Genomic DNA, 14649 nt, shown 5'->3' on the forward strand with positions numbered 1-14649 from the left:
CTCCCCATATGTTCAGGAGCGATCCATGCGAACCCAGAGCCGACGGAGGCCGCGAGCCACGCTCGCCATGGCCGCCGCAGGGACGCTGCTCGCCCCGCTGCTCTCCGGCTGCTGGGTCGGGGCGGGCGGCGCCGGCTCCGGCGGCAACGCCATCAACGTCCTGATGGTCAACAACCCGCAGATGGCCGAGTTGCAGAAACTCACCGCCGACCACTTCACCGAGGAGACCGGCATCAAGGTGAACTTCACCGTCCTGCCGGAGAACGATGTCCGCGACAAGATCAGCCAGGACTTCGCCAACCAGGCCGGCCAGTACGACGTCGCCACCCTCTCCAACTACGAGATACCGATCTACGCCCGCAACGAGTGGCTGCGGCCGATGGACTCCTACGTCGCCGAGGACCCGGCGTACGACGAGAAGGACGTCCTGGGGCCGATGCGCGAGTCCCTCACCGGCGACGACGGCAAGCTCTACGGCCAGCCCTTCTACGGCGAGTCGTCCTTCCTGATGTACCGCAAGGACATCTTCGAGAAGGAGGGCCTGACGATGCCCGAGCACCCCACCTGGACCCAGGTGGCCGAGCTCGCCGCCGAACTCGACGGTGCCGAGCCGGACATGAAGGGCATCTGCCTGCGCGGCCTGCCCGGCTGGGGCGAGCTGATGGCGCCGCTGACGACGGTCGTGAACACCTTCGGCGGCACCTGGTTCGACACGGACTGGCAGGCACGACTGGACTCCCCCGAGTGGGAGAAGGCGACGAAGTTCTATGTCGACCTCGTCCGCGAGCACGGCCAGTCCGGCGCCGCCCAGTCCGGTTTCGCCGAGTGCCTGAACAACATGACGCAGGGCAACGTCGCCATGTGGTACGACGCCACCTCCGCCGCCGGATCGCTGGAGTCGGCGAACTCCCCCGTCAAGGGAAAGATGGGCTACGCGCCCGCTCCCGTGGAGAAGACCGAGTCCTCCGGCTGGCTCTACACCTGGGCCTGGGGCATCCAACAGGCCTCCCGCAACGCCGACAAGGCGTGGAAGTTCGTCTCCTGGGCGTCCAGCAAGGAGTACGAGCAGCTGGTCGGCGACGAGATCGGCTGGTCCAATGTCCCGGCCGGCAAGCGCGCCTCGACGTACGAGAACCCGGACTACGTCAAGGAGGCCGCCGCCTTCCAGGAGATGACCCGGAAGGCCATCGAGGGCGCCAAGCCCAACGACCCCGGCGTCCAGCCGCGTCCCGCGCCCGGCATCCAGTTCGTCGGCATCCCCGAGTTCACCGACCTCGGCACCAAGGTCTCCCAGGAGATCAGCGCGGCCATCGCCGGACGTCAGTCCGTCGAGGAGGCCCTGAAGAAGTCCCAGCAGCTCGCCGAGCAGATCTCCGAGGAGTACGAGGGACGATGACCGCCACGACAACGGCCCCCTCGGCCGCACCCGACCACGCACGACCCGCCGTCCGCCCGCCGTCCTCCCGGCTGCGGGCCTGGGCCACCCGGGCCCCTCTCCTGCCCGCCCTGATCTTCATGATCGTGGTCACCCAGCTGCCCTTCGTGGCGACCCTGGTGATCTCCTTCTTCGACTGGAACTCCCTCTATCCGGACGCCCGCACCTTCACCGGCTTCGGCAACTACGGCGATGTCCTGTCCGACCCGGCGCTGCGCAAGTCGGTGTGGACGACGATCCTGCTGACGGTGGCGGTGGTCCTCGCCAGCCTGGTCCTCGGCCTGGCGCTCGCCCTGCTCCTGGACCGCCGGTTCAAGGGCCGGGGTGTGGTCCGCACCCTGCTGATCGCCCCCTTCCTGGTGGTCCCGGTGGCGGCGGCCCTGCTCTGGAAGCACGTCCTCTACAACCCGGAGTACGGCCTGCTCAACGGCCTGCTGCACTACGTCGGCGGCCCACAGCCGGACTGGATCTCGAACACCCCGCTGCTCGCGGTGGAGGCCGCGCTGGTGTGGCAGTGGACGCCCTTCATGATGCTCATCCTGCTGGCCGGACTGCAGAGCCGGGACCAGCAGCAGATCGAGGCCGCCCGGGTGGACGGCGCGAGCGACTGGCAGATCTTCGTCCACCTCACCCTCCCCCACCTGCGCCGCTACCTGGAACTCGGCGCCCTGCTGGGCTCGATCTACATCGTCCAGAACTTCGACGCGGTCTTCACGATCACGTCCGGCGGCCTGGGCACCGCCAACCTGCCCTACACCGTCTACCAGAGCTTCTACCAGGCCCACGAGAACGGCCTCGCCTCGGCCGCGGGCGTCCTGGTCGTCATCGGCTCCATCATCATCGCCACCTTCGCGCTGCGCGTGGTGTCGTCCCTGTTCCGCGAGGAGGTCGGCCGCGCATGAGCGCCACCGCCGTACGACCCGCCGCCACCGGCACCACCGCCGACAAGCCCGTGCGAGTCCGCCGCAAGGCGGGTGCCGGACTGGGCCTGGTGGCCTGGCTGGCCGGCATCGTCTTCTTCCTGCCCATCGCCTGGATGGCCCTGACCTCCTTCCACTCGGAGGAGGACGCCGCCACCAACCCGCCGTCCTTCGCGGCCTCCCTCACCCTCGACGGCTACCGCGAGTTCTTCGGCGCGGACGGTGGCGCCAGCCCCTGGCCGGCGCTGATCAACTCGGCGGTGGCGTCGGTCGCGTCGACCCTGTTCGTCCTGGTCCTGGCCCTCCCCGCCGCGTACGCCCTCTCCATCCGCCCGGTGAAGAAGTGGACGGACGTCCTGTTCTTCTTCCTCTCCACCAAGATGCTGCCGGTGGTGGCGGGCCTGCTGCCGATCTACCTGTTCGCCAAGAACACGGACCTGCTGGACAACATCTGGCTGCTGGTCATCCTCTACACGTCCATGAACCTGCCGATCGCGGTATGGATGATGCAGTCCTTCCTGGCCGAGGTCCCGGTCGCGATCATCGAGGCGGCCCGGGTGGACGGCGCGAATCTGCCGACGATTCTGGCGAGGATCGTCGCCCCGATCGCCCTCCCCGGCATCGCCGCTACCTCCCTCATCTGCTTCATCTTCAGCTGGAACGAACTGCTCTTCGCCCGGGTGCTGACGGGCGTGGTCGCCGAGACCGCCCCCGTCTTCCTGACCGGCTTCATCACCAGCCAGGGCCTCTTCCTGGCCAAGGTGTGCGCCGCGTCGCTCGTCATCTCCCTGCCGGTGCTCGCCGCGGGGTTCGCCGCCCAGGACAAACTGGTCCAGGGCCTGTCGTTGGGAGCCGTGAAATGAAGGCCGCCGTCATCGAGTCCGTGGGCCGTGCCGTCGTCTCCGAGGTCCCCGACCCGACGCCAGGGCCGCGCGAGGTCGTCGTCGAGGTCGCCGCCTGCGGCCTGTGCGGCACCGACCTGCACATCCTCCAGGGCGAGTTCGCGCCCAAGCTCCCCATCGTGCCGGGCCACGAGTTCGCCGGCGAGGTGGTCGGCGTCGGCGACCGGGTCACGGAGGTGTCCGTCGGCGACCAGGTCGCGGTGGACCCGTCCCTGTACTGCTACGAGTGCCGCTACTGCCGCACCGGCCACAACAACCTCTGCGAGCGGTGGGCGGCCATCGGCGTGACGACGGCCGGCGGCGCCGCGAAGTACGCGGTGGCACCCGTGGCGAACTGCGTGAAGCTCCCCGAGCACGTCCGCACCCAGGACGCGGCCCTGATCGAGCCCCTGTCCTGCGCGGTCCGCGGCTACGACGTCCTCCAGTCCCGCCTCGGCGCCCACGTCCTGATCTACGGCTCCGGCACGATGGGCCTGATGATGCTGGAGCTCGCCAAGCGCACCGGCGCGGCCAGCGTCGACATGGTCGACCTCAACCCGGCCCGCCTGGAGACCGCCCGCGGCCTCGGCGTCTCGGCCTCGGCGGCGACCCCGGACGAACTGGACCGCCCCCAGGGCTGGGACCTCGTCATCGACGCGACCGGCAACGCGGCGGCCATCCAGGACGGCCTGGACCGGGTCGCCAAGGCGGGCACGTTCCTCCAGTTCGGCGTGGCCGACTACGCGACACGGGTGCGGATCGACCCGTACCGCATCTACAACCAGGAGATCACCATCACCGGCTCGATGGCGGTCCTGCACAGCTACGAACGCGCCGCCGAACTCTTCGCCAACGGCGTCCTGGACCCGGACGTCTTCATCAGCGACCGCATCCCGCTGGACCGCTACCCCGAGGCGCTGGAGCAGTTCGCGGCGGGGGTGGGGAGGAAGATCGTGGTCGTGCCGTGATGATGAGCCCGTCCGGCGCTTGAGGACGAGGCCGAAGGCCGAAAGGGGTCTCTGGGGGCGCGGCCCCCGGGGACGGGGAGGGAAGGGGCGGCGGGGGCGAAACCCCTGGACCGGCCGCCCCACCACCGCACTCCCCGATTGGCCCTCGGGTAAGGGAACGGTAAAACGCCCTCGCTCGTTCACCCGGCATGACAGCTATGACCCCCGGCTCGAACATCCCCCTCTCCGCCGCCCGCGTGACGGTGGACGTCGCCGCGCCCGTGCGGCTCGACGTATCGGGCCTGCTGCTCACCGCCGACGGCAAGGTGCGCTCCGACGACGACTTCATCTTCTACAACCAGCCCACCGGCCAGGGCGTGACCTACCGCTCCGGCGGCGGCGCCGCCCCGGACGCGATCGTGGTGGACACCTCCGCCGTGCCGCCGGGCATCGAGAAGATCGTCGTCACCGCCAGCCCGGACGCCGCCGGGCAGTCCTTCCAGGGCATCGAACCGACCGCCACCATCCGCAACGCGGACGACAACTCCGTCCTCGCCACCTTCACGCCCCCGCAGCTCGGCACCGAGACCGCGCTGGTGATCGTGGAGGTCTATCTGCGCAACGGCGCCTGGAAGGCCCGCGCGGTCGGCCAGGGCTACGCCAACGGACTCGCCGGTATCGCGACGGACTTCGGCGTCACCGTCGAGGAGCCCGCCGCCCCGGCCGCCCAGCCGACCACCCCGCCGGCCCCGCAGCGGTCCCAGGCGGCCACCCCGCCGCCCCCGCCCGCCGCCGCGCCCACGATGCCCTCCGCGCCGCCCACCGCACCGGCCGCCCCGCCGGCCCCCGCCCCGGGCGCCGGGAAGATCAACCTCGACAAGGGCCGGGTCAGCCTCCAGAAGAACCAGACCGTCTCCCTCGTCAAGGGCGGCCGCCCGATGCTCGCCCAGGTCAAGATGGGCCTCGGCTGGGAGCCGGCGTACCGCGGCAAGGACATCGACCTGGACGCCTCGGTCATCGCGTACGGCCCGCAGCGCAACCACATCGACAGCTGCTACTTCGGCAAGTTGTCCATCGTCGGCGGCGCCATCAAGCACTCCGGGGACAACCTCACGGGCGAGGGCGGCGGCGACGACGAGGTCATCACCGTCGACCTCGGCCGGCTCCCCCAGGAGGTCAGCGGCCTGGTCTTCACGGTGAACTCCTTCTCCGGCCAGAAGTTCACCGAGGTCGCCAAGGCCTACTGCCGCCTCATGGACGCCGCGACCGGCGAGGAACTGGTCCGCTTCGACCTGACCAGCGCCGAGCCGCAGACCGGCGTGATGATGGCGAAGCTGATCCGCCAGTACTCCGGCGAGTGGGAGATGACCGCCATGGGCGACTTCGTCAAGTCCCGCACGGTCCGGGGCATGGTCAAGCCGTCGGCCCAGGCCCTGTAGGCAACGGCAGGCGGGGCGCTCCCGGCACCGCGAGCGCCCCGCCGAAGCCGCCGAGAGCCCGTCCGGCGGATCCTGTCGCAGGAAGGCGACGGCGCCTCATCCGCGCCGATGAGCCGCCGGACCGGCCCTACGCCCGCAACCCGCCCCACACCAGGGACAGATACCGGCGGACGGACTCCCCGGCGTCCCCGCCCGCCCCGTCGGTCGACTCGGACGCCGTCACCACCCCGTGCACCAGCCGCAGCACCTCGATCGGCTCGACGTCCCGCCGCAACGTGCCCTGGTCCCGCGCCGCCCGCACCAGCCGCCCGGCCGCGCCCCGCACACAGTCGCCGCACGCCGTGTCCACCGCCGAGCCACCGGCCGTGACGGCGGTGCCCAGCAAGGCCTTCATCCCGCGGACCTGGATCATCCCCGCGGCAAGCTCGTTCAGCCACTCCAGCAACGCCTCGTCCGGCGCCCGCTCGGCCGCGATCACATCGGCACGCGCCGCGATCGCCTCGATCCGGTCGAGGTAGGCGGCCTCCAGCAACGCCCGTCGCGTCGGGAAATGCCGGTACAGCGTGCCGGTCCCGACGCCCGCGCGCTTGGCGATGTCGTCCAGGGAGGCGCCCTCCCCGTGCTCCGCGAACGCCACGACCGCGGCTTCCAGCAGCCGCTCATGGTTACGGCGGGCGTCCGCGCGCATGGGCCTGACCTGCGCCATTCCCGACTCCCTACCCAGCGGTGTCTCCCCGGCCAGCCTATCCGAGGCATCCACCACCACGGATGACGCGCATCGAGCACAGTGGGTGGGCGAAGTCCGTAGGTCCTTGTGCCGCCCCGGTGACCAAGCCATTCACGATGAACAGGACGCGGGCCCGACGGTCGGACTCAAGACCCGTCCACCACCCGCCGCTTCGATCCGGGTGACTCTGTCCAGAGCTCGCCTCTCCCGGACATGCCCATCCGTGTCGATCAGTCCGGAAACGCATCCGCCCCAGAAGCGGTGGCTCAACAGCTCCCAGGGCAGTCGCCGCCGAGTGGCAGAGGCGCTTACCGGCGCTTCTGCCGCTTCCAGGGCCCGGTGATGGCGAGCAGGATACCGGGGTCCTGGATGTTGGCGTAGAGGGTCTTTCCGTCGGGCGAGAAGGTGACGCCGGCGAACTCGCTGTACTCGGGCTCCTCTTCGGAGCCGACGTTCAGGTCGTTGCGGGCGATGGGGTACGTGCGCCCGCTGTCGGTGGCGCCGAAGAGGTGCTGGACGCCGTCGCCGTCCTCGGCGATGACGATGCCGCCGTACGGGGAGACGGTGATGTTGTCGGGGCCGTCGAAGGCGCCGTCCGCCGACGGGTCGGGGTTGACGCCGAGGAGGACCTTGAGGGTGAGGGTGCGGCGCTTGGGGTCGTAGAACCAGACCTGGCCGTCGTGCGGCCGGCCGGGGCTCTCGTCACGGGCGAACGAGGAGACGATGTACGCGCCGCCGTCGGCCCACCACATGCCCTCCAGCTTGCGGGCGCGGGTGACCTGGCCGGCGCCGAACTGCTTGCGCACGGAGGTGCTCTGCGCGTCGCGGTCGGGGACGTCGATCCAGTCGACGCCGTAGACGGTGCCGGTCTTCGTCGCGCGGGAGAGGTCGTCGACGAACTTGCCGCCGGAGTCGAAGCACTTGAACGCCTGGAGGACCCCGGCGTCGTCGGCGAGGGTGCGCAGCCTGCCGCGGCCGTGCCGGAAGCCCTCCGGCGGGGTCCAGCGGTAGAAGAGGCCGTTGGGGCCGGAGGCGTCCTCGGTGAGGTAGAGGTGGCCGCGCCTGGGGTCGACGACGACGGCCTCGTGGGCGTAGCGGCCGAGCGCCTTGATCGGCTTGGGGTCGCGGTTGGCGCGGCGGTCCTCGGGGTCGACCTCGAAGACGTAGCCGTGGTCCTTGGTCATCCCCTCCTCGCCGGCCTTGTCCTCGGTCTCCTCGCAGGTCAGCCAGGTGCCCCAGGGGGTGCTGCCGCCCGCGCAGTTCTGGGCGGTGCCGGCGATGCCGACCCACTCGGCGACGTGGCCGCCGCGGCGGACCTCGACGACCGTGCAGCCGCCGGCCGCGGCGGGGTCGTAGACGAGGCCCTCGATGAGCGGGACGGGGTGGTCCCAGTCGTCGCGGTGGCCGCCGAGCTCGTGGTTGTTGACGAGGAGGGTGGTGCCGCGCGGGCCGTCGAAGGCGGCGGTGCCGTCGTGGTTGGACGGGGTGTACTCGCCCGACTCCAGCTTGGTCCGGCCGCAGTAGGTGAGGATCTCGTAGCGGAAGCCGGCGGGCAGGGCGAGGATGCCGTCCGGGTCGGGGATCAGCGGCCCGTAGCCGACCCCGCCGTGGTCGTGTCCGTGGCCTCTGCCGTGCTCCTCCCCCGCGCTCTCGGTGTCCGTGGACGCGAGGGCGTTCGGGGCGGTGGCGAGGGCGCCGACGCTGCCCGCCAGCACGACTCCGGCGCCGGTGAGCGCGGAGCGACTGGCGAAGTCCCTGCGGGTGAGCGACATGGTGACTCCTGTGACGGTGGACGTGCCGTGGAGGGTGGCGGACCTCGGTCCGGCGACACGGTTCCGCTCGCGCCTGAACGGCGGTTGAACTGTGCACGGCGCCCGCGGGGCAACCCGCACAACCACGAGCCCGCCCCCGGCAGCCACGGTCACCCGCGGGCATGCGTCCCGCTCTGGGCGGCACGGCTGGGCGCGGGCGGCACCCCGCGACGCCGGGCCGCGGCATCCACCCCCACCCTGCCGACCGACCGGAACCAGGCTCCGCCCGGCTCCGTCCCGCGCGCCGGCGTCAGCCGCCCTGCTGCGACCGTGCCTTGAACGCCGCCTTGCGCGCTTCCTTCGCCACCTTCTTGTCGGGATGCAGCCGCCCCATCGCCTCCAGGACGTCCGGCGTGGCCGGGTGGTCGACCCGCCAGACCGTCTCGAAGAACCCGCTGTGCTGCCGGGCCAGGCCCTCCACCAGGAGGCGCAGTTCCTCGGAGTTGCCCTCGGCCGCGAGCTGCGCCGCCACGGTGTCGATGGTCAGCCAGAAGACCATCTCCTGCGGCGGGGCGGGAACGTCCTGCGCGCCGTGCTCGGTCAGCCAGACCCGGGCCAGGCCGCCCAGCTCGGCGTCGTCGAGGACCTCCCGCAGCGCGGGCTCCGCCTCGGCGCCGACCAGGGACAGCGCCTGCTGGCAGCGCAGCCGGCGCAGGGGCGCCCCGGTGTCCGAGCCGCGTGCCGCCGCCAGCAGTTCACGGGCCGCGTCGAGAGGGCTCCGGCCGGCCAGCCACAGCTCGGTCTCGGCGTGCGCCGCGGCCGGCGGGAAGGGTGCGGTGCCGTCCAGCAGCGCGTCGGCGCCCTTGTCGGCGAGGTCACCGACGGCGGGTGCGTCGAAGCCGGCCTCCAGGAGCCGGGCGCGCAGTCCGTACAGGCCGAGCGGGGTGAGCCGCACCATGCCGTAGCGGGCGACGTCGGTCTCGTCGACGGGCGCCGCGGGCTCCTCGTCCGCGTCGGCCATCAGGGCCTCGTCGACCGGCTGGTACTCGACGAGGCCGATGGGCTCCAGCAGCCGGAACTGGTCGTCCAGCCGCATCATCGCGTCGGACACCTGCTCCAGTACGTCGTTGGTGGGCTCGCCCATGTCGCTGGGCACGATCACGGACGCCGCCAGCGCGGGCAGCGGCACCGAGGCGTCGCCGGGGCGGTCCTCGCCGACGGTGAGCAGGTAGAGGTTGCCGAGCACGCCGTCGAGGAACTCGGCCTCGGCCTCCGGGTCCCAGTCGAGGGACGACAGGTCGACCTCGCCGCCCTCGGCCATCGCGTCGACCAGGTCGTCGAGGTCGGGCACGCTCGCGTCGGCGAGGACCGCCTCCAGGGCGGTGAGCCACAGCCCGAGCACGTCCTGCGGGGAGCCGCCGGTGAGCAGGGCGACGTCCTCGCCCGCCGCGACGGTGCCCGCCTCCTCGTCGGTGATCTCGACGAGACCGGTGTCCACGGCGATCCGCCACGCCTCGCTCGCGTGGGCCGCGGCGTCGTCCCCGCTCAGCCCGAGCTCCTCGGCCGCCGTCGGCAGCTGCTCCTCGACGAGCCCGCCCCCGGCGTCGACACGGGTGTCGGGACCGGCCCAGCGGGCCAGCCGGGCGGCCCGGGAGAGCACCGGCGTGGACAGCGCGTCGCGGGCCAGTTCCGCTTCGGCGCGCAGCCGTGCGGGCGGCAGGGTGGAGCTGTCTGACATCGGCTGTTCTCTCCTCGCGCGCCTTGACCGCCGTACGGCCATCCGGACGCCGTACGGCTCAACAGCTCAGCCTAGACGGGTTTCCACCCATGCCGCCCGGTTCATCTCCCCGACGGGTGGAGTACATGGCCGAAACCTTGACAACTGGCGTGGCCAAGCAGGAGATTGACGCGCGTAGAAAGCGGGGGGACAAGTGTTCACTCAGGTCCACGTGTGCCCTGCGGCCCCTCGCGTCCCCTCACCCTCGTCCCGTCGCGCCACCCCTCGTCCCACCCTCGTCCCGGCGCTCTTTCACGTCCCCGGAGGGATCACGTTGGCCAGCAAGTCCTCCTCGCGCCTCGCCGCGCTCACCGTCGCCGCAGTCTGCTCGGCGGCGTCCACGGTCGTCCTCGTCCCGCCCGCGCACGCCGACTCCGTGCGCGTCCACGACATCCAGGGCAGCACCCGGCTGTCGCCGTACGCCGGCGAGCAGGTCACGGACGTGGCCGGAATCGTCACCGGCGTCCGCGGCTACGGCTCCTCCAGAGGTTTCTGGATCCAGGATCCGCGGCCGGACGCCGACCCTGCCACCAGCGAGGGCGTCTTCGTCTTCACCGGTTCCACCCCGAAGGGCGTCGCCGTCGGTGACGCGGTCACCGTGTCCGGCACCGTCTCGGAGTACGTCCCGGGCGGCACCTCGTCCGGGAACCAGTCGCTGACCGAGATCACCCGCCCGACCTTCACGGTCGTCTCCAGCGGCAACGCGGTCCCGGCCGCGACGACCGTCTCCGCCCGCACCGTGCCGCGCGCGTACGCCCCCGAGGGCGACGAGGCCGCGAACGGTTCGGTCAACGGCCTGCCGCTGCGGCCCACGCGCTACGCCCTGGACCACTACGAGTCCCTGGAGGGCATGAACGTCCGGGTCGCCGACGCTCGCGTGGTCGGCGCCACCGACCCGTACACCGAGCTGTGGGTCACGGTGAAGCCCTGGGAGAACGCCAACCGTCGCGGCGGCACGGTGTACGGCTCCTACGACTCCCAGAACACCGGCCGGCTCCAGGTCCAGTCCCTGGGCGAGCCGGCCGACTTCCCCGACGCCCACGTGGGCGACACCCTCGCCGGGACTACCGCGGGCCCCCTGGACTACAACCAGTACGGCGGCTACACGCTGGTCGCGAGCGAGATCGGGGCGCTGGAGAGCGGGGGCCTGGAGCGCGAGTCGACGCGCCGGCAGAGCAGCCGCGAGCTGGCGGTGGCGACGTACAACGTCGAGAACCTCGACCCGTCCGACGGCACCTTCGCCGCGCACGCCGAGGCGATCGTGCACAACCTCGCGTCGCCCGACATCGTGTCCCTGGAGGAGATCCAGGACAACAACGGCGCCACGAACGACGGCACGGTGGCCGCCGACGCGACGGTCGGCAAGCTGATCGACGCGATCGTCGCGGCCGGCGGCCCGCGCTACGACTGGCGCGGCATCGACCCGGTCGACGGCGAGGACGGCGGCCAGCCCGGCGGCAACATCCGCCAGGCGTTCCTGTTCAACCCGGAGCGGGTCTCCTTCACCGACCGCGGGTCCGGCGACGCGACCACCGCGACCGGGGTGACGAAGGTGCGCGGCAAGGCGGCGCTCACCCACTCCCCCGGCCGTGTGGACCCGGCGAACCCCGCCTGGGAGGACAGCCGCAAGCCGCTGGCCGGCGAGTTCGTCTTCCGCGGCCGGACGGTCCTGGTCATCGCCAACCACTTCAACTCCAAGGGCGGCGACCAAGGGCTGACGGCTCAGTACCAGCCGCCGTCGCGTGGTTCGGAGACGCAGCGCCACCTCCAGGCGGAGGTCGTGAACACCTTCGTCAAGGACGTGCTCTCCACCCAGAAGAACGCGGACGTCATCGCCCTCGGCGACATCAACGACTTCGAGTTCTCGCAGACCACGCGCATCCTGGAGGACGACGGCGCCCTGTGGTCGGCGGTCAGGTCGCTGCCGCGGAGCGAGCGTTACTCGTACGTCTACCAGGGCAACAGCCAGGTCCTCGACCAGATCCTGGTCAGCCCGTCGATCCGGTGGGGCGGACGCCTGTCGTACGACAGCGTGCACGTCAACGCCGAGTTCCACGACCAGATCAGCGACCACGACCCGCAGGTACTGCGGTTCCGTCCGTGACCGGTGGCCGGAGGGAGCGGGTCCAGCGGGGTACGAGGCCGAGGGCGTGGTCGTAGCGGTTGACCGTACCGCTCTTCGGACCCGGCCGGTTCCGCACCCGCTCCCACCGTGCCTACGCCGAGCCGACGCCGTCGCCCGGTGTGGCGAGGGCGTCGACGCGGGCCTGGACAGCGGCTCCGCCGCGGGCCCGCCGGCGCGAGCGCGCCCGGCACGCCGTGCACCGGTACGCCGTACACCGCTACGCCATGCGTGACGAGGGGCCCCGCCCGGAGCCCCTCGTCACGCCCGCGCCCTCAGCAAGGCCCGTGCCGGTGACGGCGCCGCCACACGCCCGCGGCGACCACCGCGCCGGCCGCCGCACCGGCGACCAGCACCGCACGGGGATGCCCGAGCCCGGCCCGAACCGCACCGCGCGCCCTTCCCGGCACCCGCTGCTCCACGGTGTGCCCGGCCCTGCCCGCCTTGTCCTGCGCTGTACGGCCGGCCCGGCTCGCCTTGTCCTGCGCGGTGTGCCCGGCCCGGCTCGCCTTGTTCTGCACGGTGTGCCCGGCCTGCGCGGCGGAACTGCGCAGCTGCACGGTCATGGCACCGGCCTTGTCCCTGAGGTCGGCGGCCCGGGCCTTGGCGCGGCCCTTCACATCCGCCTTCCCCGCCAGCTCCTCCACGGTGTCGCCGAGCTGGCCGCGGGTCTGCTCGATCTGCTGCCGCAGCTCGTCGGGCCCCTTGGCCCCGCCGATCGGCTGCGCGGTGGAGCCGGTCCTCGTGCCGTCACCGCTTGTCGCGTCGGTCATCGATGCGCCCTTTCCCTGATCTGGTCCACGTCGGCCTTGACGCTGCCGAGGGCTTCCTCGGGTTTCGGGGGCACGGCGCGGCGGAGCTGGGCGCGGCCCATCATGGCCAGTACGCCGGCGATCACGAAGAGCACCGCCGTCACGATGAGGGCCGCGGCCCAGACGGGCAGCGCCAGCGAGAGCGCGGCGGTGGCCGTTCCGGCCAGGGCGAACAGGCCGACGTACGCGATGGCGCCCGCGGCGCCGAGCATCCCGCCGCCACGCCCGGCCCGCTTGCCCTTCTCGGCCAGCTCCATCTTGGCGAGGGCCACTTCCTGGCGCACGAGCCGGGAGAGCTGTTCGGTGGCCTGACCGACGAGTTCACCCACGGAGTGCTGCTGCTCGTCGCGCACAGGCCTGGTGTGCATGGTCCCGGTCACGGTTCCGCCTCCTCTCGGTTCGGAGCACCCCGGGTACCCATGGCCGACCGGCACTACCCTGCCCTGTCCCGCCCGCCGACCACGCAGCACTCCTTACACATACCTCGTAGCAGATTTAAGTGGAGCTACACGATTCGTCCGCCGACACTACTCCCATGACGACAGACGACGACCGCCCCTCCCCACCCCCCTTCGGCCGCGCCCTGTGCGCCATGGTCACGCCCTTCACCGGGACCGGCGCGCTCGATCTCGACGGCGCGCAGCGGCTCGCCGACCGGCTGGTGGCGCGGGGCTGCGACGGCCTGGTGCTGTCCGGCACCACGGGTGAGTCGCCGACCACCACGGACGCCGAGAAGGCGGCACTGGTCACGGCGGTCCGGGAGGCGGTCGGGGACCGGGCGTCGGTCGTCGCCGGAGTGGGCACCGCCGACACCCGGCACACGGTGGAACTGGCGCTGGCCGCGGAGAGGGCCGGCGCGGACGGGCTGCTGGTGGTCACGCCGTACTACAGCAAGCCCCCGCAGGACGCCCTGGAGGCGCACTTCCTGGAGGTCGCGGACGCCTGCGGACTGCCGCTCGCCCTCTACGACATCCCGGGCCGCACCGGCACCCGCATCGAACCCGACACACTCGTCCGCCTCGCCGGTCACCCGCGGATCGTCGCCGTCAAGGACTGCTCCTACGACGTCCTCGGCATCCAGAAGGTGCTGTCCCGCTCGGACCTGGCGTACTACGCGGGATGCGACGAGCAGGTCCTCGCCTTGTACGCGGTCGGCGCGGCGGGGTACGTCAGCACGGTCGCGAACGTCGTGCCGGACCTGTTCCGGGCCGTCCTCGACGCCTTCGACGCGGGCGACACCGGGCGGGCCGCCCTGCTCCAGCGGCGGGCGATCGCGCTCGTCGAGCCGATGATGGCCGCGGACCTGCCCGGCACGGTCACCGCGAAGGCCCTCCTCGGCGCACTGGGCCTGCCCGCGGGGCCGGTCCGCGCACCGCTGCGGCCCGCGGACCGCGAGACGACCGACCGGCTGCTGGCGACCTACGAGGAACTGGTCGCCGACACCGGTCAGCTCCAGGTGTAGCCGTCCCCGAGCAGCAGCGTGTGCTCCAGTACGTCCTCCGCCGGGTCGTCGATCTGCCCCACGTTGACGTTGAGGAGGCCGACCCGGGGGCCGTTGTGCGAACCGGAGGTGGTCTCGTCCGCCTGCGCGACCCCCGCCGAGCCCCAGCACACCAGCACCGCGGCGCCCGCCCCGGCCAGCCAACGCGCCACGGTCCTCGCCCGCTCGTTCGTCATACCAGGCCCCTCGTTTCGTCGGATCGGCGTCTGATCGGACTCTGCGTCCACCAGTTCATCCGCCAAGACCACCGGAAGGTCACGGGCCGTCATCCGTACGTGCGGGGGCGCTCGCGGCACGCGCCCTCGCCGCGTCGGCGGAACACACCCCCCACAGCCAC

At 72.0% G+C, this 14649-nt stretch carries 13 protein-coding genes; 7 read left to right on the plus strand and 6 right to left on the minus strand.

What is annotated here, in order from left to right; all coding sequences use genetic code 11:
* Positions 1–25 precede the first annotated feature (25 nt).
* The 5 genes from ACIQ6R_RS08550 to ACIQ6R_RS08570 all read left to right on the plus strand — a co-directional run bounded on the left by ACIQ6R_RS08550 (position 26) and on the right by ACIQ6R_RS08570 (position 5622).
* Complete coding sequence (locus tag ACIQ6R_RS08550; protein ID WP_404185442.1) at positions 26–1396, plus strand: ABC transporter substrate-binding protein; 1371 nt, start codon at positions 26–28, stop codon at positions 1394–1396.
* A complete protein-coding gene (locus ACIQ6R_RS08555) occupies positions 1393–2337 on the plus strand; it encodes a carbohydrate ABC transporter permease (protein ID WP_404185445.1) in 945 nt (314 codons plus the stop codon). The genes ACIQ6R_RS08550 and ACIQ6R_RS08555 overlap by 4 nt, the downstream gene beginning before the upstream one ends.
* Complete coding sequence (locus ACIQ6R_RS08560; protein WP_404219766.1) at positions 2334–3218, plus strand: carbohydrate ABC transporter permease; 885 nt, start codon at positions 2334–2336, stop codon at positions 3216–3218. The genes ACIQ6R_RS08555 and ACIQ6R_RS08560 overlap by 4 nt, the downstream gene beginning before the upstream one ends.
* Positions 3215–4204: a zinc-dependent alcohol dehydrogenase family protein gene (locus ACIQ6R_RS08565; protein ID WP_404185451.1), complete on the plus strand. Its 990-nt coding sequence runs from the start codon at positions 3215–3217 to the stop codon at positions 4202–4204. The genes ACIQ6R_RS08560 and ACIQ6R_RS08565 overlap by 4 nt, the downstream gene beginning before the upstream one ends.
* Positions 4205–4401: 197 nt before the next feature.
* Positions 4402–5622 carry a TerD family protein gene (locus ACIQ6R_RS08570; protein WP_404219768.1) on the plus strand — a complete coding sequence of 407 codons (1221 nt, stop codon included), beginning with the start codon at positions 4402–4404 and terminating at the stop codon, positions 5620–5622.
* A 127-nt stretch (positions 5623–5749) separates the two neighbouring features.
* Here ACIQ6R_RS08570 and ACIQ6R_RS08575 read toward each other — a convergent pair whose 3' ends face one another.
* From ACIQ6R_RS08575 to ACIQ6R_RS08585, 3 genes are all read right to left on the minus strand, one after another.
* Entirely contained in the window at positions 5750–6328 is a 579-nt protein-coding gene (locus tag ACIQ6R_RS08575; protein WP_404185454.1) for a TetR/AcrR family transcriptional regulator, read from the minus strand.
* Positions 6329–6657: 329 nt separating this feature from the next.
* A complete protein-coding gene (locus ACIQ6R_RS08580; RefSeq protein ID WP_404219770.1) occupies positions 6658–8121 on the minus strand; it encodes an alkaline phosphatase PhoX in 1464 nt (487 codons plus the stop codon).
* A gap of 289 nt (positions 8122–8410) precedes the next feature.
* Positions 8411–9838, minus strand: a complete 1428-nt coding sequence (locus tag ACIQ6R_RS08585) for a hypothetical protein (RefSeq protein ID WP_404185468.1) — start codon at positions 9836–9838, stop codon at positions 8411–8413.
* A gap of 313 nt (positions 9839–10151) precedes the next feature.
* Here ACIQ6R_RS08585 and ACIQ6R_RS08590 point away from each other — a divergent pair, with 313 nt between their 5' ends.
* On the plus strand, positions 10152–11981 hold the full coding sequence (locus ACIQ6R_RS08590) for an endonuclease/exonuclease/phosphatase family protein (RefSeq protein WP_404219772.1): 1830 nt from the start codon (positions 10152–10154) through the stop codon (positions 11979–11981).
* Between the two features lie 293 nt (positions 11982–12274).
* Here ACIQ6R_RS08590 and ACIQ6R_RS08595 read toward each other — a convergent pair whose 3' ends face one another.
* Together ACIQ6R_RS08595 and ACIQ6R_RS08600 are read right to left on the minus strand one after the other, a co-directional pair.
* Positions 12275–12772, minus strand: coding sequence for a DUF3618 domain-containing protein (locus tag ACIQ6R_RS08595; protein WP_404219774.1), 498 nt, complete (start codon positions 12770–12772; stop codon positions 12275–12277).
* A complete protein-coding gene (locus tag ACIQ6R_RS08600; RefSeq protein ID WP_404185476.1) occupies positions 12769–13191 on the minus strand; it encodes a phage holin family protein in 423 nt (140 codons plus the stop codon). The genes ACIQ6R_RS08595 and ACIQ6R_RS08600 overlap by 4 nt, the downstream gene beginning before the upstream one ends.
* Positions 13192–13346: 155 nt before the next feature.
* On the opposite strand from ACIQ6R_RS08600, the gene dapA reads away from it, so the two are divergent.
* Positions 13347–14273, plus strand: a complete 927-nt coding sequence (dapA, locus tag ACIQ6R_RS08605; protein ID WP_404219776.1) for a 4-hydroxy-tetrahydrodipicolinate synthase — start codon at positions 13347–13349, stop codon at positions 14271–14273.
* On the opposite strand, the gene ACIQ6R_RS08610 is transcribed toward dapA, so the two are convergent.
* Positions 14258–14488 (minus strand): hypothetical protein, encoded by a 231-nt coding sequence (locus tag ACIQ6R_RS08610; protein WP_404185482.1) that lies wholly within the window; start codon positions 14486–14488, stop codon positions 14258–14260. The genes dapA and ACIQ6R_RS08610 overlap by 16 nt on opposite strands.
* Positions 14489–14649: the final 161 nt, after the last annotated feature.

It is taken from the genome of Streptomyces sp. NPDC096048 (assembly GCF_044763415.1).
GTDB lineage: Bacteria > Actinomycetota > Actinomycetes > Streptomycetales > Streptomycetaceae > Streptomyces.